General features: G+C 67.3%; 25 protein-coding genes. 13 read left to right on the top strand and 12 right to left on the bottom strand.

Annotated elements, in window-relative coordinates; translation table 11 throughout:
- Positions 1-60: 60 nt before the first annotated feature.
- On the bottom strand, positions 61-1230 hold the full coding sequence (locus QQK25_RS00480; protein ID WP_284186254.1) for an ABC transporter permease: 1170 nt from the start codon (positions 1228-1230) through the stop codon (positions 61-63).
- Positions 1227-2390: an ABC transporter permease gene (locus QQK25_RS00475; RefSeq protein ID WP_284186253.1), complete on the bottom strand. Its 1164-nt coding sequence runs from the start codon at positions 2388-2390 to the stop codon at positions 1227-1229. Before QQK25_RS00475 ends, QQK25_RS00480 begins: the two co-directional genes overlap by 4 nt.
- A 145-nt stretch (positions 2391-2535) precedes the next feature.
- On the opposite strand from QQK25_RS00475, the gene QQK25_RS00470 reads away from it, so the two are divergent.
- Positions 2536-2979, top strand: coding sequence for a CBS domain-containing protein (locus tag QQK25_RS00470; RefSeq protein ID WP_284186252.1), 444 nt, complete (start codon positions 2536-2538; stop codon positions 2977-2979).
- A gap of 80 nt (positions 2980-3059) precedes the next feature.
- On the opposite strand, the gene QQK25_RS00465 is transcribed toward QQK25_RS00470, so the two are convergent.
- From QQK25_RS00465 to QQK25_RS00445, 5 genes are read right to left on the bottom strand one after another with little or no spacing between them, the layout of a single operon-like run.
- Complete coding sequence (locus QQK25_RS00465; protein ID WP_284186251.1) at positions 3060-3767, bottom strand: ABC transporter ATP-binding protein; 708 nt, start codon at positions 3765-3767, stop codon at positions 3060-3062.
- Between the two features lie 8 nt (positions 3768-3775).
- On the bottom strand, positions 3776-4978 hold the full coding sequence (locus QQK25_RS00460; RefSeq protein ID WP_284186250.1) for an efflux RND transporter periplasmic adaptor subunit: 1203 nt from the start codon (positions 4976-4978) through the stop codon (positions 3776-3778).
- Positions 4979-5014: 36 nt separating this feature from the next.
- Entirely contained in the window at positions 5015-6388 is a 1374-nt protein-coding gene (locus QQK25_RS00455) for an ATP-binding protein (RefSeq protein WP_284186249.1), read from the bottom strand.
- Positions 6385-7050, bottom strand: a complete 666-nt coding sequence (locus QQK25_RS00450) for a response regulator (protein ID WP_284186248.1) — start codon at positions 7048-7050, stop codon at positions 6385-6387. Before QQK25_RS00450 ends, QQK25_RS00455 begins: the two co-directional genes overlap by 4 nt.
- A gap of 4 nt (positions 7051-7054) precedes the next feature.
- A complete protein-coding gene (locus tag QQK25_RS00445; protein ID WP_284186247.1) occupies positions 7055-7396 on the bottom strand; it encodes a YfiM family lipoprotein in 342 nt (113 codons plus the stop codon).
- A gap of 116 nt (positions 7397-7512) precedes the next feature.
- Between QQK25_RS00445 and QQK25_RS00440 the strand changes: the two genes are divergently transcribed.
- Complete coding sequence (locus QQK25_RS00440) at positions 7513-8202, top strand: cytochrome b/b6 domain-containing protein (RefSeq protein WP_284186246.1); 690 nt, start codon at positions 7513-7515, stop codon at positions 8200-8202.
- Between the two features lie 61 nt (positions 8203-8263).
- Here the strand turns inward: QQK25_RS00440 and QQK25_RS00435 are convergent, their stop codons facing one another.
- From QQK25_RS00435 to QQK25_RS00425, 3 genes are all read right to left on the bottom strand, one after another.
- On the bottom strand, positions 8264-8731 hold the full coding sequence (locus tag QQK25_RS00435) for a c-type cytochrome (RefSeq protein WP_284186245.1): 468 nt from the start codon (positions 8729-8731) through the stop codon (positions 8264-8266).
- Positions 8732-8816: 85 nt separating this feature from the next.
- The gene (locus tag QQK25_RS00430; protein WP_284186244.1) at positions 8817-9392 is read right to left on the bottom strand and encodes a Tll0287-like domain-containing protein; all 576 of its coding nucleotides are present in this window, start codon (positions 9390-9392) and stop codon (positions 8817-8819) included.
- Positions 9393-9442: 50 nt separating this feature from the next.
- Positions 9443-10000 carry a DedA family protein gene (locus QQK25_RS00425; protein ID WP_284186243.1) on the bottom strand — a complete coding sequence of 186 codons (558 nt, stop codon included), beginning with the start codon at positions 9998-10000 and terminating at the stop codon, positions 9443-9445.
- Positions 10001-10190: 190 nt separating this feature from the next.
- Here QQK25_RS00425 and QQK25_RS00420 point away from each other — a divergent pair, with 190 nt between their 5' ends.
- Positions 10191-10427, top strand: a complete 237-nt coding sequence (locus QQK25_RS00420; RefSeq protein ID WP_284186242.1) for a DUF2789 domain-containing protein — start codon at positions 10191-10193, stop codon at positions 10425-10427.
- Here QQK25_RS00420 and QQK25_RS00415 read toward each other — a convergent pair whose 3' ends face one another.
- The gene (locus QQK25_RS00415; protein WP_284186241.1) at positions 10428-11651 is read right to left on the bottom strand and encodes an HD-GYP domain-containing protein; all 1224 of its coding nucleotides are present in this window, start codon (positions 11649-11651) and stop codon (positions 10428-10430) included.
- A 158-nt stretch (positions 11652-11809) separates the two neighbouring features.
- On the opposite strand from QQK25_RS00415, the gene QQK25_RS00410 reads away from it, so the two are divergent.
- The 4 genes from QQK25_RS00410 to QQK25_RS00395 are packed head-to-tail and all read left to right on the top strand — an operon-like array spanning position 11810 to position 14956.
- On the top strand, positions 11810-12634 hold the full coding sequence (locus tag QQK25_RS00410; protein WP_284186240.1) for an undecaprenyl-diphosphate phosphatase: 825 nt from the start codon (positions 11810-11812) through the stop codon (positions 12632-12634).
- Complete coding sequence (locus QQK25_RS00405) at positions 12619-13557, top strand: alpha/beta hydrolase family protein (RefSeq protein ID WP_284186239.1); 939 nt, start codon at positions 12619-12621, stop codon at positions 13555-13557. The genes QQK25_RS00410 and QQK25_RS00405 overlap by 16 nt, the downstream gene beginning before the upstream one ends.
- Positions 13554-14123 carry a YqiA/YcfP family alpha/beta fold hydrolase gene (locus QQK25_RS00400; RefSeq protein ID WP_284186238.1) on the top strand — a complete coding sequence of 190 codons (570 nt, stop codon included), beginning with the start codon at positions 13554-13556 and terminating at the stop codon, positions 14121-14123. The genes QQK25_RS00405 and QQK25_RS00400 overlap by 4 nt, the downstream gene beginning before the upstream one ends.
- Positions 14120-14956: a class I SAM-dependent methyltransferase gene (locus QQK25_RS00395; RefSeq protein ID WP_284186237.1), complete on the top strand. Its 837-nt coding sequence runs from the start codon at positions 14120-14122 to the stop codon at positions 14954-14956. Before QQK25_RS00400 ends, QQK25_RS00395 begins: the two co-directional genes overlap by 4 nt.
- Here QQK25_RS00395 and QQK25_RS00390 read toward each other — a convergent pair.
- A complete protein-coding gene (locus QQK25_RS00390; protein WP_284186236.1) occupies positions 14953-16389 on the bottom strand; it encodes a cryptochrome/photolyase family protein in 1437 nt (478 codons plus the stop codon). The genes QQK25_RS00395 and QQK25_RS00390 overlap by 4 nt on opposite strands.
- 124 nt (positions 16390-16513) lie before the next feature.
- Here QQK25_RS00390 and QQK25_RS00385 point away from each other — a divergent pair, with 124 nt between their 5' ends.
- The 6 genes from QQK25_RS00385 to QQK25_RS00360 all read left to right on the top strand — a co-directional run bounded on the left by QQK25_RS00385 (position 16514) and on the right by QQK25_RS00360 (position 21416).
- Positions 16514-17035, top strand: coding sequence for a YqgE/AlgH family protein (locus QQK25_RS00385; protein WP_438696417.1), 522 nt, complete (start codon positions 16514-16516; stop codon positions 17033-17035).
- Positions 17032-17460: a Holliday junction resolvase RuvX gene (ruvX, locus tag QQK25_RS00380; protein WP_284186234.1), complete on the top strand. Its 429-nt coding sequence runs from the start codon at positions 17032-17034 to the stop codon at positions 17458-17460. Before QQK25_RS00385 ends, ruvX begins: the two co-directional genes overlap by 4 nt.
- A complete protein-coding gene (pyrR, locus tag QQK25_RS00375) occupies positions 17447-17947 on the top strand; it encodes a bifunctional pyr operon transcriptional regulator/uracil phosphoribosyltransferase PyrR (RefSeq protein WP_284186233.1) in 501 nt (166 codons plus the stop codon). The genes ruvX and pyrR overlap by 14 nt, the downstream gene beginning before the upstream one ends.
- A complete protein-coding gene (locus QQK25_RS00370; protein WP_153161750.1) occupies positions 17940-18899 on the top strand; it encodes an aspartate carbamoyltransferase catalytic subunit in 960 nt (319 codons plus the stop codon). The genes pyrR and QQK25_RS00370 overlap by 8 nt, the downstream gene beginning before the upstream one ends.
- Before the next feature lie 17 nt (positions 18900-18916).
- Positions 18917-20197, top strand: a complete 1281-nt coding sequence (locus QQK25_RS00365) for a dihydroorotase (RefSeq protein ID WP_284186232.1) — start codon at positions 18917-18919, stop codon at positions 20195-20197.
- Positions 20198-20438: 241 nt separating this feature from the next.
- A complete protein-coding gene (locus QQK25_RS00360) occupies positions 20439-21416 on the top strand; it encodes a GGDEF domain-containing protein (protein WP_194271221.1) in 978 nt (325 codons plus the stop codon).
- Positions 21417-21433: the final 17 nt, after the last annotated feature.

Genomic DNA, 21433 nt, shown 5'->3' with positions numbered 1-21433 from the left:
GGTGAAAATCACGCGACTGCGAAATCGGTCACATTCTCATCTATGCATCCGCAGCGCGGATCAGGACTCCCGCAGCGCGCTGACGATGTTCATCCGGGCCGCCCGGGCCGCCGGCATGAAACCACCCACCAGCCCCATCCCGAGGGCGAAGAGCAGCGTCTTGACGGCTATGGGCAGAGTCAGCCGGAAGCTGAAGGCCAGCTCGGAAAACGACTGCCAGTTCATCGTCGAGATGGTGAACACCTGCATCAGCGACGCCGCCGCCAGGCCGGCAAGCCCGCCCAGTAGCGACAGAAGCAGGCTCTCGACCATGAAGGCGAGCAGCACGCTCGACTTGCGAAAGCCCAGCGCCCGCAGGGTGCCGATCTCGCCGGTTCGGCTGGCCACCGCCGCGTACATGGTGATCGCCGCGCCGATCACCGCGCCCACCGAGAAGATCACCGACAGGGTGAGCCCCAGGATGTTGATGAAGTTCGCCAGCATCGCCGACTGGTCGGCGTAGAAGGTGCGCTCCAGCTTGGCTTCGAGGGTCAGCCGCGGGTCGTCCTCCAGCGTCCGCCGGGCATCGGCAAACGCCGACGCATCCGCCAGCCGGAACACCACCGACGAAAACGCATTGCGGCGGAAAGTCTGCAGCAGCTGATCGGCGTCGCCCCAGATCTCGGAATCGAAGCCGCTCTTGCCCGCATCGAAGACGCCCACCACCCGCCAGTCGCGCCCGCCGAAGCGCACCGGATCGCCCAGGCCCATGCCCCGGAAGCGCGACGCGATGCTGCTGCCCACGATGATCTCGTTGGAGCCCGGCGCAAACATCCGCCCCTCGGCAATCCGCAGCTGCGGCCGGAGCAGCGCCCCCGCCTGCCCCACACCGCGGATGATGACGTTGGCCAGCTTCTCCGAATCGCGCTTGGCGAGCGTGATGAGCACCACCGTCTCCTTCGACACCAGCGGCACGCCACCGCCGCCGCGGGCGATCTGCGGCAGGCTCTCGATCAGCGCCGCCTGGCCGCGCTCGATCACGCTCTGGACTTCGGTCTCGGAGCCCTTGCGGATCACCACCACGTTGTCCGGCTGGCCGGTTTCCACCAATGTCTCCTTGAGGCCCTGATCGAGCATCAGCACCGCCGCAAACACGAACACCACCAGCGCCATGCCACCGGCCGTGAGCGCCGTGGTGAGCCGCCGGGCCCACAGGTTGCGCAGGCTGTAGGAGAACGGGATCACCTTCATGCCACCGCCCTCAAGCCATCCACGATCGCCAGCCGGGCCACCCGGCGCATGGGCAGCAGCGCGGCCACCACGCCCACCGTGAGCGCGCAGCCGGCCTGAAGCAGCACGGTGGCCTGGGAGACGTTGAACACAGGAAACAACGTGCCCATTTTTGCCGCAAAGGCTGTGGCCACCGGAAAGGTCAGCCCGATCCCGATCAGCCCGCCGGCGCCCGCCAGCATCAGGCTCTCGCCGCAGATCATCGCCGCCACGAAGCCCGGCGAGAACCCCAGCGCCTTCAGGGTGGCGTACTCGGCGGTGCGCTCCCGGGCGGTCATCGCCATGGTGTTGGCCATCACCGCCATGATGATGAAGATCACCAGATACGACACGATGCGGATCGCCACCACAATGGCCTCGGTCATCGCCACGAAGCCCAGCTGGAAGGCCTTCTCGGTCTCGGTGAGCGTCTCGGCGCGGGAATTGACGAACTCCGCGTCGATGGCCCGGGACACCGCCGCCACCTGGTCGGCACCGGTCACTTCGGCGATGAACACCCCCACGTTGTTGGCCCGGCCGGGCATCTTCGCCTTGACCACCTCGTTGAGGTAGGCCCAGTGGAGGAACATCTGGGATTGATCGGTGCCCTTCTTCGCACCGTCGTAGATGCCGCGCACCACGAAATCCCAGTTGCCGGCGTAGATCGTGCCCTTCAGCGTCAGGGTGTCGCCGACCTTGAAACCGTAGGTGTCGGCCAGCTTGCGCCCAACGATGCAGCCCTTGCGATCCCGCAGGAAATCCCGCATCTGCGCCTCGGGCACCACGAACTCCGGGTACAGCCGGAAGTAGCTCTCCCCATCCACCGCAAACTGGGCAAAGAAGTTCTTCGGCTCCTTGTAGATGCCGCCAAACCAGTTCGCCCAGCTCAGGTCGCGCACGCCGTCCACGGCGCGGATCTTGTCCTTGTAGGTGAGCGGCAGCGGAAACACCAGCGAGATCGAGCTGCGGGTGATCAGCCGGTTGGCAGCAGCCCCTTCCGCCCCCGCGTACCACGCGTCTACCACCGTACCAAGCAGGCCGAAGGCAAGGATCGCCACCACCATGCCCAGCACCGTCAGCCCGGAGCGCAGCCGATGCCGCCAGGCGTTGCGGAAGATCAGCCTGAAAAAGCTACCCGACATGCCGGCGGCCTGACATCAGATTGCATGAAAACCCGGACGCCCTATTGCGCTCTTGCGATCCAGCCCCCAAGCTATACACTTTCAACGGGCGGCGACGCAGCGCCGTCCTGCGCCTGGAAACCAATAACGAGGAGGGACTCAGACAATGGCTGCAACGGTTCAACAAATTCTCCAGACCAAAGGCAACGCGAGCTACGCCGTCACCCCCGACACCACCGTGCTGCAGGCCCTCCAGCTGATGGCCGAGCGCAACATCAGCGCCGTGCTGGTGATGGAAGGCGAGCGCCTCGCAGGGATCTTCACCGAGCGCGATTACGCCCGCAAGGTGGTGCTCAAGGGCCTCGCCTCGAAAGACACCAAGGTCGGCGACCTGATGACGCCCAACGTGCTCACCGTGTCGCCGAACCACACCATCGACGAATGCATGTGCATCATCACCAACAACCATGTGCGCCACCTGCCGGTGGTCGATCACGGCAAGGTTGTCGGCCTCATCAGCATCGGCGATGCGGTCAAGTCGGTGATGGAACAGCAGCAGGCCACCATCGACCAGCTCTCCGGCTACATCTCCGGCGGCCTGAGCACCTGACACGCCCTGGCCCCGGCCAGCAAAAACCCCGTCCTGCTCCAGCACGACGGGGTTTTTGCTGATGGCGCCGGCGCAGCCCATCATCGCGGGCGGACGACCTCGCGCACCGACAGCTCGCCTTTTTCCAGATGCATGATCGCGTGGGCGGCCTCGGCCGCCCGCTGGTCGTGGGTCACCATCACGATGGTCTTGCCCACCTCGTCGTTGAGGCGTTGCAGCAGCCGCAGCACTTCGGTGGCCGAATCCCGGTCGAGATCGCCCGTGGGCTCGTCGGCGACGATCAGGGTCGGGTCCGACACCAACGCCCGGGCGATCGCCACCCGCTGCTGCTGGCCACCAGACAACTCGTTGGGGGTGTGATCCATCCGGTCGGCCAGCCCCACCATCTCCAGCGCGAACTCCGCCCGGGCACGCCGCTCGCGGCCGCTGAGGCCGGTCAGGAGCAGCGGCAGCTCCACGTTTTCGCGGGCGTCGAGCACCGGCATCAGGTTGTAGAACTGGAAGATGAAGCCGATGTTCTTCGCCCGCCAATCGGCCAGATCGGCCTCGTCGAGGCACGTGATGTCCTCACCGGCCACGATCAGCTCGCCACTGTCCGCCCGGTCGATGCCAGCGATCAGGTTGAGCAGCGTGCTCTTGCCCGAGCCGGACGGCCCCATCAGCGCCAGGAACTCCCCCGCCGCGATGTCGAAGCTGATCCCCGCCAGCACCGGCACCAGCTGGTTGCCCCGGCGATAGCGCTTGTGCACGTCGCACAGACGCACCAGCGGATCAGACGACGCGCTCATGGGCGAAGTCACTTGCCAACACTCACCGCTGCGCCATCCCGCAGCGACGCCGGCGGACGCAGCACCAGCCGCTCGCCCGGCTTCACCCCGCTCACCTCGACCAGATCGCCGATCTTCGCGCCCGTCGTCACTGGCACCCGCGTGGCCACGCCACCCGCCACCCGGAACACCGCCGCACCGCCTTCGGCCTGGACGACCGCCTCGCCGTGCACCGCCGTGCGCGCCTTGCGCTGCTCGGGCGATAGGGGTTCGGCCAGAAAAGCCACCTTGGCGCTCATCTCCGGCAGCACCCGAGGGTCGGGGTCGAGGAAGCGAATCTTAGTCATCACGCTGGCCTTGGTGCGGTCGACGGTGGGCACCAGCCGCGACACCTCGCCCCGGAAGCGAAGCTCGGGAAACGCGTCGAGCTGGATCTCGCAGGGCTGGCCCGGCTTGATGCGGGCGATGTTGGATTCCGACACATCGGCCTCGACTTCCAGCGTGCTCATGTCGGCCATGCTCACGACCGCGCCCTTGCTGTCGGCGGCGGCCGAGAGATTGGTGATCAAATCGCCCACGTTGGCGTTCTTGACCAGCACCACACCATCGAAGGGCGCGCGGATCTCGGTCTGCCCTACCGCCACGCTGGCCGCCAGCCGGCCGGCCTCGGCCGCCCGCTCGGCCGCCTGGGCCGAACCCAGCGCCGCCCGGGCCTTGAGCGCCCGCGCCTCAGCCTGATCCACCTGGGCCTGGGCGATGAAGTTGCGCGCCTTGAGATCCCGCGCCCGGCCCAGGGCCAGCTCGGCATCCCGCAGCTCTGCCCGCGCCTGCCCGATGTTGGCCCGGGCCACCCCCACATTGGCATCGGCCTGCTGCAACTGGGCGGACACGTCGCGCTGTTCAAGCCGGGCGATGAGTTCACCGGCCTTGACCACCGAGCCTTCCCGCACACCCAGCCATTCGAGCCGGCCGGTAGCCTTGGAACCCACCGCCGCCTTGCGCTGGGCCACCACGTAGCCGGTGGCGTTGAGAAGCGTCACGCCCTGGTAGGGCCAGGCTTCACCCACCGTCACGGTCTCGACGTCGACAGGGGCGTTCATCCGCCCGAAAACGGCCAGCCCGCCCGCCAGCACGATGGCGAGCCCGCCCAGCACCCAGCGTTTGCTGAGGCGCCGGGGCGGTCGGGTGGCCTGACGGTCGATGCGCAGACGGGAGAGATCGGTTTCGCTCATGGCGAGGCAGTCGGAAGAAGGAATGACCCGCGCATTCTAACCCGTGGTCTCGGGCGCAAAGCGCACCACGACCGCCAGGCCGGCACCGCCGTCGGCCCGGCTCAGGCCATCTTCGAAGGCCAGCGTGGCGCCAGTGATCTCCGCAATTCGGCCGACGATGGACAGGCCCAGCCCGCAGCCTTCGGCCTCGACCGCCGAGCCCCGGGCGAAACGGGTGAGCATCTGGGCCCGCTCGGCCGCCGGAATGCCCGGCCCATCGTCAGCCACCCGCAGGCAGCGCGAGCAGGCATCCAGCGACACCACCACCCGCCCGCCTTCGGGCGAGTAGCGCAGGGCGTTATCCACCAGATTGCGCAGCAGCACCTCCAGCCACCAGCGATTGCCACTTAGGGCGAAGGACGCCGGCGCCTCCAGCGCCAGGGTCTGGCCGCGGCGAAGGGCCTGGGGGGTGAGCACCGAGCACACGCCTTCGGCGAGTTCAGCCAGATCGAAGCGATCCATCGCCCCCCGCCCCGCGTCCGGATCGAGCCGGGCCAGCGTGAGCAGCTGCTCGACCAGATGGCTCATCCGGTCCACGCCCGTGGCCACCTGTTCCAGCGCGTGCTTGCGGGTCGCCTCGTCGCCAGCCCGGGCGGCCACCTGGGCCTGGATCTTCAGCGCGGCCAGCGGCGTGCGCAGCTCGTGGGCGGCGTCGGCGGTAAAGCGCCGCTCGTTGTCGAGCACCTCGCTGACCCGCCCCACCAGGGCGTCGATGGAAGTGACCAGTGGCGCGATCTCCGCCGGCAGCGGGCCCGGCACCTGCACCGGCGCCAGCCGCCGCGGGTCCAGCCCGCCCACCGCATCGGCGGTGGCGCTCACCGGCCGCAGCGCCCGCCCAACCACCGCCCAGATCCCCAGCGCCATCAGCGGCAGACCGATGCAGATCGACAGCAGCAGATGCAGCGCGAAGGTGCCCGCCAGCCGGTAGCGCGCGCCGTGGTTCTGGCCGACGATGACCCGATAGCCGCTGTGGTCGTGGTCGATGGTGAAGAAGCGCCACAGCTCGCCTTCCAGGTCGTGCTCGTCGAAACCCGGCGCGGAGGCCACTGGCTCGAACGGCATCTCCGACGAGCGCACCAGCAGCTGCCAGGCGCCGCCGTCATCCCGCTTCCAGGCCTGAAAGGCCACCGGCAGCTGGTAGGCATGCTGGTGCTCGGCCATCTCGCCGGCCACCAGCGGGTTGCCGGTGGCCACGATGGCGAGCAGGGTTTCGGCCACCTGCACCATCTGGGCGTCGAACAGCGAGTCGGCCTCGGCATGGGCGGTGCGGAAGGCCAGCATCGCCGTTAGCCCCCAGAACAGCGCGAGCACGCCGATCAGCAGCGCCACCAGGCGCCGGCGCAGGGAATAGACCGCCCGCGTCGCGCTCACCGGGGCGCCTCGTCCACCATGTAGCCCACCCCGCGCACGGTGCGGATCAAATCGGCGCCGAGCTTTTTGCGCAGGTGATGGATGTGCACCTCCAGCGCGTTGCTGCCCACCGCCTCGCCCCAGGCGTAGAGCTGCTCATCCAGCACCCGGCGGGTGAGCACCCGGCCGGCAGCATCGAGGAGCATCTGGAGGAGATCGAACTCCCGGCTGGTGAGCACCACCGGCTCGCCCCGCAGGGTGACGCTGCGTGCCGCCGGATCGAGCACCACGTCGCCGTGGCGCAGACTGGCCTCGGCCCGGCCCCGGGCACGACGCGCCAGCGCCCGCAGGCGGGCGGCCAGCTCGTCCAGGTCGAAGGGCTTGACCACGTAGTCGTCGGCACCCAGATCGAGGCAGCGCACCTTGTCGGCCACCTGATCCCGCGCCGTGAGCACCAGCACTGGTACCGCATTGCCCGCGCCACGCAGGGCCGACAGCACCGACAGGCCATCGCGCCGCGGCAGGCCCAGGTCGAGCACGATGGCGGCGAAGCTCTCCGCGGCAACGGCAGCCAGCGCGGCTTCGCCGTCCCGCACCCAGTCGACGGCGAAACCCGCCGCGCACAGGCCGGCCTTCACGCCGTCGCCCAGCAGGCGGTCGTCCTCAACCAGCAGGATGCGCATCGGTTCAGAAGGCCTTGATGTAGCTCACGCCGGTGGGCCCGAGCAGCCAGTTGCCGGTGCGCACGCCCACGTAGGCGCCCACGGCGTTCCAGCCCATGTCCTTCCAGGAGAAGCGGTTGCAGTCCTGCCCGGCGTCGTAGAGCTCCTTGGCAAGGCCGGGGATCAGGGCGAGGCCGACGGCCGTCGCGGTGTCGTCGGTGAGCCGCGAGGCGCCCGCGCCGAGGGCGGCCGACACACCAAAATGGGCGGCCTTGTCGCTGCCGCTCCAGCTGTCGTGATAGGGGCCGCAGGCATGGGCCGGCGCGGCAAGGCTGGCAAGCAGGGCAAGGCAGGACAGGTTCTTCAAGGAGGTGCTCCGAAAGTTATGCATCGCGCGAATGATACGTAAGCCGGCGCCGCAGTGGTCGCGCTTCGGGCGGCTCGTGTCAGAATTCGGAAAGTTGATGGCTTGGAGAACACCTCATGAAAAGCGTTCGCGTCTGGGATCTGCCGCTGCGGATCTTCCACTGGCTGCTGGCCGCGGCCGTGGCCGCCGCGGTGGTCAGCGGCCAGATCGGCGGCAACCTGATGACCTGGCACGGGCGGATCGGCATCCTGATCGCCGGCCTCATCGGCTTTCGCCTCGCCTGGGGCCTGGTGGGCTCGACCCACTCGCGCTTCGCCAGCTTCGTGCGTGGCCCCGGCGCGATCCTCGCCTACCTGCGCGGCGACTGGCGCGGGCTGGGCCACAATCCCCTCGGCGCCCTGTCGGTGCTGGGGCTGATCGGCGTGGTCGGGCTGCAGACCGCCGGCGGCTTGTTCGGCAACGACGACATCGCCTTCCAGGGGCCGCTCTACAACCTCGTTTCCAAGGAAACCAGCGACTGGATCACCGGACTGCACCGCAAGGGCTTCTGGCTCGTCGGCCTGCTGGTGGCGCTGCATCTGGCGGCGATCGCGTTCTACACGCGGGTCAAGAAGGAATCGCTGGTGGCGCCGATGCTCACCGGCCGGAAGGAAGTCGGCCCCCATGAACGTGGTACCGAGCCCACCGGTGGCGGCCCCGTCGCGCTGATCTTCGCGCTGGCCGTGGGATGCGCTGCGGCGTGGCTCGCCACTGGCGTCTGGCAGCCACCTCCGCCGCCAGCACCAGCGGCCGCGCCTGCCTGGTGACGGATGTAAAAAGGGGCAGCCCGCAAGCTGCCCCTTCTGCTTTCCGGCTAGCGGAAAACGCTCATTCGTCCTTGCGGAACTTGTCGTGACAGGCCTTGCAGGATTCGCCGGTCTTGCCGAACTGGGCCTTGATCGCGGCGGCGTCGCCGGTGGCGGCGACTTTCTGGAGTTCGTTTGCCTCCTTGACGAAGGCCACGGCGAGCTTGCGCACCTCGTCCTGCTGCTGGAAGAACTCCGGCTTCACGCGGGTCTTCTGGTTGCCCACATCCTTGTCGGTGCCCGGGCCATACAGCGCGCCCATGCCGGAGTTGGCGATCGCGGCGATGGCGTTGGCCGCGCCGGCCACCTGATCCTTGTTGAAGCTGCCCGGGTTGTCGATGGTCTGGGCCTTGATCTTGCCCATGTTCCAGGACATGAAGCTGTAACCGGCCTTGCGGTACTTGATCTGGTCTTCCGGCTTCATCTGGGCGCTGGCACCCGCGGCAAGGCCCAAGGCGACAACGGCAAACACCAGTTTGTTGATCTTCATCTGGCTACTCCCTTTGTAAGTTGAGGTGGATGGGGTGGGCGGATTATTCCACAAGAACGCCGTGGTCATCGCCACCGGCGGCAGCTCACAGCGGCCGCTTGACGGTCAGCCCACCGCGGATCTGGCCCTTCTCGTAGCCAAACGCGGTGTCGTGGGGGTAGCTCTTGGCGAGCTGGCTCTTCAGGCTGGCCTCGATCTTGTCGGGCGCGCCGTGGCACTTCAGGCACACGTCGCCCACCGGCACCGCGCGGATGTAGCGGTAGATCTGCTTGCCGTTCTCGGTGACGATCTCGCCGGCTTCCAGGGTTTCGATCTTCTCGCCGTTGGCCGCGCGGATGTTGAAATCGGCCAGCTGGCGGGCTTCCCACACGTCCGGCGTGCCACGCTCGGGGTTGCGGGTGCGCAGGCTCACGCGGCGCATGTCCCAGCCGGTCTTGGCGGATTGCTCCTTCAGAAGCAGCGGGGCCTTTTCCTTGCAGACCGGGATGGCCTCGATGGCGCCTTTCTCGGCCACGGTTTCCTGCATCATCGCCACCACCTTGGGCAGCACGGGCAAGGCGTTCTTGCGGGTATCGGCCTTCAGCGCGTCGAGATCCTGGGCGTGGACGGCACCAGCAAGGACAGCGAGGGTCGAGGCAACGACGAACGAGCGACGGAACATGGGCGACTCCTTAAATCAGATTTCTCTAATATACAGGATATGTGCGCGTTTCAGCCACGATGATTTCGCCACATCCGTAGCGCGTGGACAACCAGGCCACCCGCCACCAGCACGACGAGAGCCCCCTCCTCCACCTCCTTGAACGCCGGCAGCATCCGCTCGAGCACCTCACCAAAGGCATAGCCCGCCCCGCCGACCGCACCCGCCCAGATGCCGGCACCCAGGAAATTGAGCGCAAGGAAACGGTACGTCGGCACGCCGCTCCAGCCCATCAGCACCGGGCCGGCAACCCGCACGCCGACCATGAAGCGCACGCCCAGCACGAGCGCGTCCTGATGGGCCCGGATCATCGCCTGGACGCGCGGCACAAGCCGGCGGATCGACGCAAACCGATCGATCAGCGTCGCCCCATTCCGCCGCCCCAGCCAGAACCAGCACTGATCGCCAGCAAAGCTCGACACCAGCGCGACCGCCATCACCCACGGCAGGTCGAGCATCCCCCGATGGGCGGCGTAGCCCGCCATCAGCAGCACGGTTTCCCCTTCGAGCACACACCCGACCGCCACCGCCAGATAGCCGTAGTGGGCAACAAGATCACTGAGTGTCATGAGATATCGAAAAAGGCGCTGGCGCTAAATGGGCAAGGGCCAGATCAAGGGCGCCGTGCAAGGAAACTTATCGCATCCCCGGGACCACAAAGAGTGTACCCGGGTTCAGAAAATCCGCCACGTGGCCCGGGCCGGCATTTTCCTGCCGCCTTCGGGCAGATCCAGTGCAACACCACCCAGGAGCCCCCAGATGGAAGCCCAGACCCACACCATGACCAATCTCTTCGCCCAGCTCGGTCTGCCCGACGACACGGCCTCGATTGACGCGTTCATCACGGCCCATGCGCCCCTTCCCCACGACAAGCGTCTGGCCGACGCCGATTTCTGGACGCCCGCCCAGGCGGCCTTCCTGCGCGCCGAGCTGGCCGAGGATGCCGACTGGAGCGCCGTGGTGGATACCCTCGACGCCCGCCTGCGCCACGGCTGATCAGGCCACCAGCAGAAAGCGGCCCGGATCGACGCCCCAGCGGTCCGGCGCCTCGGCCGACACGATGCGGTCACCGCCACCGCTGCCGAGTCGCCGCGAGAGGTCCACGACCTCAGGCTTGATGTAGCCGTTGGAGCGGGTGCTGAAGAACACCCGCAGTCGCGGCGTGAGCAGGTTGGATTCATTCTGCTCGATCACCACCCCGAGCCGTCCGGACTCCAGCCGCACCAGGCTGCCGACCGGGTAGATCCCCACGCAGCGCATGAAGGCCTGCAGCAGCTTCTGGTCGAAGTGCGCGGCGCTCCATTCCCACATCTTGCGCAGACCCTCGGCGGCCGGCATTCCCTTGTGGTAGCAACGGTCGGCGGTGATGGCGTCGTACACATCCACGATGGCCGCCATCCGCGCCATGCTTGAGATCGCATCGCCGGCCAGACGATCGGGGTAGCCGCTGCCGTCCAGCCGCTCGTGGTGGTGGCGCGTGATGTCCAGCGGCACCGGGCCGATGCCCGGCGTCTCCACCAGCGTGGCGTGGCCGTCGCCCGGGTGGCGCTTGATGAGCTCGAACTCCGCATCGGTCAGCCGGCCCGGCTTGTTGAGCACCTCGTCCGGCACCTTCATCTTGCCGATATCGTGGAGCAGCCCGCCGATCCCGCCCTGCCGCAGGTCATCCCCCTCCAGCCCGAGTGACCGCCCGAAGGCGATCATCAGCGTGCATACGCTCACCGAGTGCAGGAAGGTGTAGTCGTCCTTGTTCTTGATGCCGATGAGCCCCATCAGCGCGCCGCCGTTACGCAGCACCGAGCCCGTGATCGCCTCGACGACCGGCTCGGCATCCTCGAGCGACACCGCCTTGCCCAGCCGCACATCGCTCATCATCGAGCGCACCACCCGATGGGCCTGGTCGTGCACCTTGCGGGCGCGCTGGATTTCCTCGTGGACCGAAACCCGCATCGGCACATCGACGGGCGTCGCCAGCGCGGCGACGATCTCCTGCTCGACCGCCGCCCGCACTTCGGCGGCGGGCACCGCGTCCTGGTCGTCCAGGCCCCGTTCGGTATCGATATAGACGTGCTCGACGCCGGACTCGACGATACGCCGCAGATCGTCGTCGCCGTCGAGCCGGAAACGTGAGCGCCAGAATGGATGGGACATCCAGTCGCCGCAGAACTCGTGAATGAACATGCCAGGCCGGAGCCGGGCCACCGCAATTTTTTTCAGCATCAGGGGCGAACATCTGGAATAGCTACCCGGGATGTATCGGCACCGGACGCCCCGTCTTGAACTGGTGTTCGTGACGGATTCCCACACCCAGCCACCGGCGCGTAAATATTCGCCGGCTATAATGCCGACTCTTTTAGCATCGAAAACTCTATCGTTCCATGGACATCATCCTGCTCCTCAAGGCGCTGATCCTCGGCGTGGTCGAAGGCCTGACCGAATTCCTGCCGATCTCCAGCACCGGTCACCTGATCCTCGCCGGCGACCTGCTGAACTTCAACGACGACCGGGGCAAGCTGTTCGAAATCGTCATCCAGTCCGGCGCGATCCTTGCGGTGGTGTGGGAATACCGCGCGCGCCTCGCCGCCACCTTCGCCGGCCTTGGCCGCGTGCGTGAGGCCAACCGGCTGGTGCTCAACCTGTTCATTGCATTCCTGCCCCTCGCGGTGCTGGGCCTCGCCTTCGGCAAGGCCATCAAGGCCCACCTGTTCGCCCCGATCCCGGTGGCCACCGCCTTCATCGTCGGCGCCTTCGTCATCCTGTGGGCCGAGCGCAAGAATCACACCGTGCGGATCGAAACGGTGGATGAAATGCGCCCGATGGACGCCGTGAAGATGGGCATCGCCCAGGCCTTCGCGCTGATCCCCGGCACCTCCCGCTCGGGCTCCACGATCATCGGCGGCATGCTGTTCGGACTGTCCCGCAAGGCCGCCACCGAGTTCTCGTTCTTCCTGGCCATCCCCACCCTGGGCGTCGCCACGGTCTATCAGGTCTACAAGGAGCGTGCGCTCCTCAACGCCGACGACCTGGGCATGTGGATCGTCGGCTTCATCTCGGCCTTCATCTCCGCCTTCCTTTGCGTGCGCTGGCTGCTGCGCTACATCTCCAGCCACGACTTCGTGCCCTTCGCCTGGTATCGCATCGCCTTCGGCATCGTCGTGCTGGCCACCTGGCATTTTGGCCTCGTCGAATGGACGGCCCACTGATCGACCCCGCAGCCGTCGGCCCGTGGCGGGTCACCACCCGCCACACCGACCTGCACGACACCCGGCGGGCGCGCACCCTGCCGATCAAGCTCTACCTGCCCGACACGCCCGCGCCCCGCGGGCTGATCCTGTTCTCCCACGGGCTCGGCGGCTCCCGCGAGGGCGGCAGCGCATGGCTCGGCCACTGGGCCAGCCACGGCTATTTGTTGCTGGCAATGCAACACCCGGGCTCGGATTGTTCCATTCTTCGCAACAATTCGCCCCAGTCGCTGCGCAGCGCCTTCAAGGCGGCGATGAACCCGGAGGAGCTCACCCACCGGGTGGATGACTTCCGTTTCGTCCTCGAGCGCATCGGCCGCGACGCCAGCCTGCCCGATGCCATCCACAACGCCAGCGCCATCGGCCTCGCCGGGCATTCCTTCGGCGCCGTCACGGTGCAGCTGATGGCCGGCGAGCGGCGTCCCACCCAGCCGCCCCATCCGCTCGACCCGCGGGTCCGCGCCGTGCTCGCCTTCAGCCCGTCGGCCCGCCAGGCGGATACCGGCCCCAGCCTCGACCATCGCTTCGGCCAGATCCACCTGCCCTTTCTCAGCATCACCGGCAGTCGCGACGACGGCATGGGCCTGTCCGACATCACCGCCGCCAACCGCGAGGTGCCCTACCGCCACATGCCCGCCGACGGCGGCAAATACTTGCTGGTATTTGCCGGCGGCAACCACCTGGATTTCGCCGGCGAGGCCAGCGACGCAGAAGGCGCGATGTTCCGCATCCGCCGCGAACCCGCCGCCTTCCGCCCCCACATCCTCGCTGCCAGCACGGTTTTCTGGCACGCTCACCTGGCCGGTGATGCCGCAGCCCGGCACTGGCTCACCGACGACTTCCCCGCCCGCCTGCGGCCCGACGACCGCTTCGAACACAAATGATCATCTACCTCCACGGCTTCCGCTCCGGCCCGCAAAGCTGGAAATCCCGCAGCCTCAAGGCCCGCATGGATCAGCTCGGCCTCGGCGACGCCTTCTGGGGCGGGCAGCTGCCGGTCTCGGCCCACGAAGCCATGGCCCTTGCGGAAGCACAGATCGCCCGCTGCAGCACGCCGCCCACGCTGGTCGGCAGCAGCCTCGGCGGCTACTACGCCACCTGCCTCGCCGAGCGCCACGGGCTCAAGGCCGTGCTGGTGAATCCCGCCGTGCTGGCGCCCCTGTCGCTGTCCGCCTACATCGGCACCCAGACCCACATGTACACCGGCGAGGCCTTCGATTTCACCCTCGATCACGTGGAGCAGCTGCGCGCCATTGAACCCGCAGCCATCACGCTGCCCGAGCGCTACTGGCTGATGGTCGAGACCGGCGACGAGGTGCTCGACTACCGCCACGCGGTGGCCCGCTACCCCGGCGCCCGGCAGACGGTGCTACCCGGCGGCGACCACAGCTTCACGCAATGGGACAAGTACCTTGACCTAATTCTCCAATTTGCCGGACTGCTGAAATGAGCACCGATTTCGACGCCCGCCGCTTCAAGGCCCTGGAGCGCAGCGGCTTCAACCGCATCGCCGCCCGTTACGCCGACGGCGCCCCGCTGCGCGCGGGCCTGCAGGCCGCGCTGCTCAAGGCCGCCGGTCTGGCTCCGGGTGAAAAGGTGCTCGATCTCGCCGCCGGCCCCGGCCTGCTGGCCCGCGACGCCGCCCGGCGGGTGCTCCCCGACGGCTGGGTGCTCGCCAGCGACATCGCCGAGAACATGCTCGTCGAAGGGCAGCAACGGGCCACCGCCGAAGGCCTGCCCGATCTCCTCGCCGCGGCCTGCGACGCCGAGCACCTGGCCTTTGCCGATGCCAGCGTGGATGTGGCGTTGATCGGCCTGGGCCTGTTCATCTTTCCCGATCCAGCCAAGGCGCTGGCCGAGCTTCACCGGGTGCTCCGTCCGGGTGGACGCATCGCACTGTCGGTGTGGGGCCCGCGGGATGCCGTGCCGCTCATCGCCCGCGCCCAGGATTGCATCGCCCGCCTGCTGCCGCCGCCCAAGGTGGCCCGGCCGACGGTGTTCCGGCTGGGCGAGCACGAGGTGCTCACCACGCTGTTGGGCGAGGCTGGTTTTGGCGACGTGAGCATCACGCCGCACACCTTCGCCTGCCGCTTCGACAGCGCCGACGATTACTGGCAGGCCTTTCTTGATCTGGCCGGCGGCGCGGCGGAATCGCTGTCGCGCCTGCCCGATGCGATGCAGGCCAGGCTGCGCGCCGCGGTGGCCGACGACCTCGCCAGCCACCGGGACGGCGACGGCTACGTGCTCGACTACACCGTGCTGGTCGCCACCGCCCGGCGTTAGTCCGCCGCCGGCTCCGCCGACTTCACCACGCCAAAGCGCGCCAGGGTGCGCTCCCGCGCCTTGGCGTGATCGACGATGGGGGCCGGGTAATCCTTGCCGATCTCGCAGCCGGCCAGCTTCTGGTCGATGGGCGGCATGGTCCACGGGGCGTGGATGAACTTGTCCGGCACCTTGGCCAGCTCCGGCAGGTAGCGCCGGATGAAGCTGCCGTCCGGGTCGAATTTCTCGGACTGGTTGACCGGATTGAAGATGCGGAAATACGGCTGGGCATCACAGCCGGTGGACGCCGCCCACTGCCAGCCACCGTTGTTGGCCGACAGATCGAAATCGTTGAGCTCGTCGGCAAAGTACTTTTCACCCAGCCGCCAGTCGATGCCCAGATCCTTCGTCAAAAACGACGCCACCACCATCCGCAGCCGGTTGTGCATGTAGCCGCTGTGGGCAATCTGGCGCATCGCCGCGTCGACGATCGGGTAGCCGGTGCGCGCCTCGCACCAGGCGGCAAACAGATCCGGCGCGTCATCCCAGCGCACCCGGTCGTACTCCGGCCGGAAGCTCGCGCCCACCACATGCGGGTTGTGCCACAGGATCTGGAAATAGAAATCCCGCCAGATCAGCTCCGACAACCAGGTGTCCGCGCCCTCGCCGCCCCGCGCATGGGCCAGCCGGGCCAGCTCGCGGATCGACACGGTGCCGAAGCGCAGATGCACCGACAGGTAAGACACGCCCTTGCTGGCCGGGAAATCCCGCCGCGCCTTGTAGCGGTCGATGCGGCGCACGAAGTCGTCGATCAGCTTGCGCCCACCCGCCATGCCCGGCGTGATGCCGACTTCCTGCAGGTTGGTCGGCTCGAAGCCCATCTCGGCGAGTGACGGGATCGACTCGCCCGCCGGCAGCGGTGCCAGATGGGCGGCGTATTTTTCGACCGGATAGGCCTTCAGATGAAAATCGGTGAGCGCCGCCAGCCAGGCCCGCTTGTAGGGCGTGAATACCGAGAACGGCGTCGCGCTCTTGGTGAGCACCTCACTCTTCTCGAAGATCACCTGATCCTTGAAGCTTTCGAAGGCGATGCCCTGCACGCGCAGCCGCTCGGCCACGTCCTCGTCGCGGGCAATGGCAGCGGGCTCGTAATCGCCGTTGGCCAGCACCGCCGTCACCCTCAGCGACGCCGCCAGCGCCGGGATCACGTCCCGCGCCGCGCCGTGGCGGACGATCAGCCCGCCGCCTTTTTCCCGTAGCGCGGCATCGAGCTCGACAACGCTGGCGTGGATGAACTCCACCCGCCGGTCGGCCCGCTTTGGCAGCACGTCGAGGATCGCGGTATCGAAGACAAAAACGCAGAAGACCTGCGGAAATCGCTTGAGCGCGTGATACAGCGCCGCATGGTCGAAGTCGCGCAGGTCGCGACGGAACCAGACAAGGGCAGATGACATGGAAACAGGGGCTCTTGAAGGGGACGCAGGACTGAAAAGTTGCCGCTACAATCGGCGACCTCGGCTTAGAATACCACCCGTGACTACGACCACCATCAACCTCACCGATCACTTCCTGATCGCCATGCCCGCCATGGCCGATCCGAACTTTTCGCGCACGCTCACCTACATCGCCGAGCACAACGAGAACGGCGCAATGGGGGTCATCGTCAACCGCCCGACCGACATGCGGCTGGCAACGCTCTTCGAGCGCATCGACATCCCCTTCGAGCAGCCTGATTTTGCCGACCTGCCGGTGTATTTCGGCGGCCCGGTCCAGGCGGATCGCGGCTTCGTGCTCCATCGCCCGGCCGGCGACTGGCACTCGACCCTCAAGGTGAGCGACACCGTCGGTCTCACCAGCTCCCGCGATGTGCTCCAGCACCTCGCCAGCAAGGGCGAACCCGGCGAGGTGCTGGTCGCCCTCGGCTACGCAGGATGGTCCGCCGGCCAGCTCGAGCACGAACTGGCCCAGAACGCCTGGCTCACCGTGCCCGCCGATCTCACCATCGTCTTCGACCTGCCGCCGGAAGAGCGCCTCGCCGCGGCCATGCAACTCATCGGCGTCGACTTCGCAAAACTGTCCGACGTCGCCGGCCACGCGTGAGCACCCTGCTGTCCTTCGACTTCGGCCTCGCGCGGATCGGGGTGGCGGTCGGCGAGACCGAAACCGGCCACGCCCATCCCCTCGCGCCGATTGCCGAAGAAGCCAACGCCGCGCGCTTTGCCGCGATTGAAAAACTGCTCGCGGAATGGAAGCCGTCGGCCCTCGTTGTCGGCCTGCCCACGCACCTCGACGGCTCCGAGCACGCCATGACCGTCCGTTGCCGGCGCTTCGCCAACCAGCTCCACGGCCGCTACGGCCTGCCCGTGTCGCTGGTGGACGAGCGCCTGTCGTCGGCCGAGGCAGAAGGCCGTCTCAGCGAGGCCGGCCACCACGGCTGGCGCAAGCAGAAGCCCCGGCTCGATTCCGCCGCCGCCCAGATCATCCTGCTCCAGTACTTCGAAAGTGCCAAACATGCAGCTACCTGACGCCGAACACCTTATCGCCGAACTGGCCGCCGCGATGCGTCCCCACGTCACGCCGGCCACCGCGCTCGTCGGCATCCACACCGGCGGCGTGTGGCTCGCCCAGCGCCTCCACGCCCTCCTCGGCCTGACCCAGCCCCTCGGCAGCGTCGACGTGAGCTTCTACCGGGACGACTACGCCGCCAAGGGCCTGCACCAGCAGCCCCAGGGCTCGAAGATCCCCTTCGACGTGGAAGACGCCCACATCGTCATCGTGGACGACGTGCTCTACACCGGTCGCACCACCCGCGCCGCCCTCAACGAACTCTTCGACTATGGCCGCCCGGCCCAGGTCGACCTGGCCGTGCTCATCGACCGCGGCGGACGCGAGCTGCCCATCGCCGCCCGCTTCTGCGCCCTCACGCTGCCAGAACCGCTGCCCGCCGGGCAAAACCTGCAACTCGAGCGCGACGACTCCGGCGCCCTCACCATGAGGCTGATCCATGCATAACCCTCAACTCAACAAGCACGGCGAACTCCAGCACCTGCTGACCCTCGACGGCCTGCCGCGCAGCATCATCACCCAGATCCTCGACACCGCCGCGCCCTTCACCGAGATGGCCGAGCGCGAAGTGAAGAAGCTCCCGCTGCTGCGCGGCAAGAGCGTCTTCAACCTGTTCTTCGAGAACAGCACGCGCACCCGCACCACCTTCGAGATCGCCGCCAAGCGCCTGTCGGCCGACGTGATCAACCTCAACGTGTCCACGTCCTCCACCAAGAAGGGCGAAACCCTGCTCGACACCGTGGACAACCTCTGTGCGATGCAGGCCGACATGTTCGTGGTGCGCCACGAATCCAGCGGCGCCCCGCACCTGATCGCCCAGCACCTGCAGAATACCGGCCGCGACCACATCCACGTGGTCAACGCCGGCGATGGCCGCCATGCCCACCCCACCCAGGGGCTGCTGGACATGTACACCATCCGGCACTACAAAAAAGAGTTCCACAACCTCACCGTCGCCATTGTCGGTGACGTGCTCCACTCCCGCGTCGCCCGTTCGCAGATCGCCGCGCTCACCACCCTCGGCGTGCCCGAAGTGCGCGTCATCGGCCCCAAGACCCTGCTCCCCACCGACGTCGAAAAAATGGGCGTGCGCTACTGCGCCACCATGCAGGAAGGCCTCAAGGACGTGGACGTGGTGATGATGCTGCGCCTCCAGAACGAGCGCATGAACGGCGCCCTGCTGCCCAGCCCGCAGGAGTTCTTCAAGGTGTGGGGCCTCACCGCCGACAAGCTGGCCCTCGCCAAGCCCGACGCCATCGTGATGCACCCCGGCCCCATGAACCGCGGCGTCGAGATCGACTCCGCCGTGGCCGACGGCGGTCAGGCGGTGATCCTGCCGCAGGTCACCTTCGGCATCGCGGTGCGCATGGCCGTCATGAGCATGCTGGGCAGTCACTGATCAACAGGTTTTCGACCATGAACATCCACATCACGAATGGCCGGATCATCGACCCGGCCAACCGCCTCGACGCGAAGCAGGATCTCTACATCGCCGACGGCAAGATCGTCGGCGTCGGCCAGGCGCCCGCCGGCTTCACCGCCGCCCGCACCATCGACGCCAGCGGCCTGATCGTCGCGCCGGGCCTGATCGACCTCGCCGCCCGCCTGCGCGAACCCGGCTTCGAATACAAGGCCACCCTCGAATCCGAGATGGACGCGGCCATGGCCGGCGGCATCACCAGCCTCGCCATCCCGCCCGACACCGACCCGGTGCTGGACGAACCCGGCCTCGTCGAGATGCTGTGCTACCGGGCCAAGAAGCTCAACCGCGCCCACGTCTACCCGGTCGGCGCCCTCACCATCGGCCTCAAGGGCGAACAGCTCTCCGAGATGGCCGAGCTGGTCGAAGCCGGCTGCGTGGCCTTCAGCCAGGCCAATGTACCCATCCTCGACACCCGGGTGCTCGGCCGTGCGATGCAGTACGCCTCCACCTTCGGCTTCCGCGTCTGGCTGCAGCCCCTTGATCCCTACCTCGCCCGGGGCGGCGTCGCCCACGATGGCGAAGTCGCCTCGCGCCTCGGCCTGCCCGGCATCCCCGCCAGTGCCGAGATCGTCGCGCTGTTCACCTACCTGCGCCTCGCCCGCCAGACCGGCGCGCGGCTGCACATCACCCGCCTGTCGTCCGCCGAAAGCCTCGACCTCATCGAGCAGGCCCGCAAGGACGGTGTCGATGTGACCTGTGACGTGGCCGCCCACCATCTGCACCTGTGCGATATGGACATCGGCTACTTCAACCCCCACTGCCACGTGATCCCGCCTCTGCGCAGCCAGCGCGACCGCATCGCGCTCTCGAAGGCCCTGGCAGACGGTCGAATCAACGCGATCTGCTCCGACCACACGCCGGTAGACGACGACGCCAAGCAGGCTCCTTTCAGCGAATCCGAACCCGGCACCACCGGGCTTGAACTGCTGCTGCCGCTCACCCTCAAGTGGGCAGCCGAACACAAGCTGCCGCTGATCGACGCCGTTGCCCGAATCACCTCCGAGGCGGCAAAAATTGCCGGCATCGCCAAAGGTGGCCACCTGTCGGTCGGCGCCCGCGCCGACGTGTGCGTGTTCGATCCCGACACCTATCAGCTCATCGACCGGTCGATGCTCAAGAGCCAGGGCAAGAACACGCCATTCCTGGGCCTCGAACTCCCGGGCAAGGTGCGCTACACCCTGGTCGAAGGCACGCTGATGTACGAAGCCTCATAAACGGGCAGACTGCCCATTTTGAGCACAACGGCGCCTGCGGGCGCCGTTGTTCATTCCGCCCGACCATGAAGTTTTGGCCGCGCCCGCCGATAAGCTCAGGTGTGGCCAGAAAGGCCGCGGGCCGGACTGGAAAACCGGAGGACACCTCTCCGGGCTGCAACCCGCCCCCTTCAGGAGGATCAGAGTGATTAGCGGTTCAGTTGAACAAGCGGCGGAACGACTTCGCAAGGCAGTGCCGATCATGGTGAAGCACCAGATCCCGGTGACGCCGATCAACTACGCCCTCTGGTACACCTACGTCTCGAACGAAGATCCGACGCTCAACCAGCGCATCGACGAGATTGTCTCGGCCTACGGGATGATCCCCCTCACCAAGGCCGAGGACCTCTTCCGCGAACACGTCTCATCCACCGGCGACATCGAAACCGCCCTCCACCGGATGAAGGACAGCTTCGAGCAGATGGTCAGCGGCATCGACCACGACCTCAACGCAACCCTCGCCGGCACCCGCTCGTTCTCGACCCTCCTCGACGAATGCAACCGCGACCTGCGCGGCAACACCACTGCCGGCGCCGGCAGCGTCGATGACATCTTCGGTACCCTCGACAAGCTGCTCCAGGGCTCCACCGCGATGCAGCAGAACACCTCGCGCTTCGAGCAGCGCTTGTCGGCAGCCAACGAGGAAATCCGGCGCCTGCGCAGCGAGCTCGAAACCTTGCGCCAGAACGCAATGAACGACGAGCTCACCGGCGTATTCAACCGCCGCGCCTTCGACATGGAACTCGCGCAGTTCCTCGAGCAAAGCGACCGGGGCCCGGTGATCCACCTCGCGCTGCTCGATATCGACCACTTCAAGCAGTTCAACGACCGCTTCGGCCATCTGGTGGGCGATCGCGTGCTGAGCCTGGTGGGCAAGCAGCTGTCAGCCGCCACGCGGGTGGGGGTGTCGGTCTATCGCTACGGCGGCGAGGAGTTCGCCCTGATCTTCTGCGGCGGCACCGCCCAGCAGGCGCACCAGCTGGCCGAAACCCTGCGCATCTCAATCGAACATCTGGTGCTCAAGGACAGTCGCACCGGCGAGCGGCTGACCAACATCAGCGCCTCGATCGGCATCGCCAGCCGCCAGCCTGGCGAAACCGCCGAAGATCTGCTCAGCCGCACCGACCGGGCCCTCTACGCCGCCAAGAACGCCGGCCGGAACCGGGTCGTCCAGGCTTGAGCAAGTACGCCACAAAA

The organism is Zoogloea oryzae (assembly GCF_030161255.1).
Lineage (GTDB): Bacteria > Pseudomonadota > Gammaproteobacteria > Burkholderiales > Rhodocyclaceae > Zoogloea > Zoogloea oryzae.
The sequence above is the reverse complement of the archived record's forward strand: the minus strand, read 5'-3'. Positions and strand labels throughout refer to the sequence as shown.

Bases quoted from the DNA above. Each gene is read 5' to 3' on its own strand.
- QQK25_RS00480 (WP_284186254.1), bottom strand. From the start codon at position 1,230: ATGAAGGTGATCCCGTTCTCCTACAGCCTGCGCAACCTGTGGGCCCGG.
- QQK25_RS00475 (WP_284186253.1), bottom strand. From the start codon at position 2,390: ATGTCGGGTAGCTTTTTCAGGCTGATCTTCCGCAACGCCTGGCGGCAT.
- QQK25_RS00470 (WP_284186252.1), top strand. From the start codon at position 2,536: ATGGCTGCAACGGTTCAACAAATTCTCCAGACCAAAGGCAACGCGAGC.
- QQK25_RS00465 (WP_284186251.1), bottom strand. From the start codon at position 3,767: ATGAGCGCGTCGTCTGATCCGCTGGTGCGTCTGTGCGACGTGCACAAG.
- QQK25_RS00460 (WP_284186250.1), bottom strand. From the start codon at position 4,978: ATGAGCGAAACCGATCTCTCCCGTCTGCGCATCGACCGTCAGGCCACC.
- QQK25_RS00450 (WP_284186248.1), bottom strand. From the start codon at position 7,050: ATGCGCATCCTGCTGGTTGAGGACGACCGCCTGCTGGGCGACGGCGTG.
- QQK25_RS00440 (WP_284186246.1), top strand. From the start codon at position 7,513: ATGAAAAGCGTTCGCGTCTGGGATCTGCCGCTGCGGATCTTCCACTGG.
- QQK25_RS00435 (WP_284186245.1), bottom strand. From the start codon at position 8,731: ATGAAGATCAACAAACTGGTGTTTGCCGTTGTCGCCTTGGGCCTTGCC.
- QQK25_RS00430 (WP_284186244.1), bottom strand. From the start codon at position 9,392: ATGTTCCGTCGCTCGTTCGTCGTTGCCTCGACCCTCGCTGTCCTTGCT.
- QQK25_RS00425 (WP_284186243.1), bottom strand. From the start codon at position 10,000: ATGACACTCAGTGATCTTGTTGCCCACTACGGCTATCTGGCGGTGGCG.
- QQK25_RS00420 (WP_284186242.1), top strand. From the start codon at position 10,191: ATGGAAGCCCAGACCCACACCATGACCAATCTCTTCGCCCAGCTCGGT.
- QQK25_RS00415 (WP_284186241.1), bottom strand. From the start codon at position 11,651: ATGCTGAAAAAAATTGCGGTGGCCCGGCTCCGGCCTGGCATGTTCATT.
- QQK25_RS00410 (WP_284186240.1), top strand. From the start codon at position 11,810: ATGGACATCATCCTGCTCCTCAAGGCGCTGATCCTCGGCGTGGTCGAA.
- QQK25_RS00405 (WP_284186239.1), top strand. From the start codon at position 12,619: ATGGACGGCCCACTGATCGACCCCGCAGCCGTCGGCCCGTGGCGGGTC.
- QQK25_RS00400 (WP_284186238.1), top strand. From the start codon at position 13,554: ATGATCATCTACCTCCACGGCTTCCGCTCCGGCCCGCAAAGCTGGAAA.
- QQK25_RS00395 (WP_284186237.1), top strand. From the start codon at position 14,120: ATGAGCACCGATTTCGACGCCCGCCGCTTCAAGGCCCTGGAGCGCAGC.
- QQK25_RS00390 (WP_284186236.1), bottom strand. From the start codon at position 16,389: ATGTCATCTGCCCTTGTCTGGTTCCGTCGCGACCTGCGCGACTTCGAC.
- QQK25_RS00385 (WP_438696417.1), top strand. From the start codon at position 16,514: ATGCCCGCCATGGCCGATCCGAACTTTTCGCGCACGCTCACCTACATC.
- pyrR (WP_284186233.1), top strand. From the start codon at position 17,447: ATGCAGCTACCTGACGCCGAACACCTTATCGCCGAACTGGCCGCCGCG.
- QQK25_RS00370 (WP_153161750.1), top strand. From the start codon at position 17,940: ATGCATAACCCTCAACTCAACAAGCACGGCGAACTCCAGCACCTGCTG.
- QQK25_RS00365 (WP_284186232.1), top strand. From the start codon at position 18,917: ATGAACATCCACATCACGAATGGCCGGATCATCGACCCGGCCAACCGC.
- QQK25_RS00360 (WP_194271221.1), top strand. From the start codon at position 20,439: ATGGTGAAGCACCAGATCCCGGTGACGCCGATCAACTACGCCCTCTGG.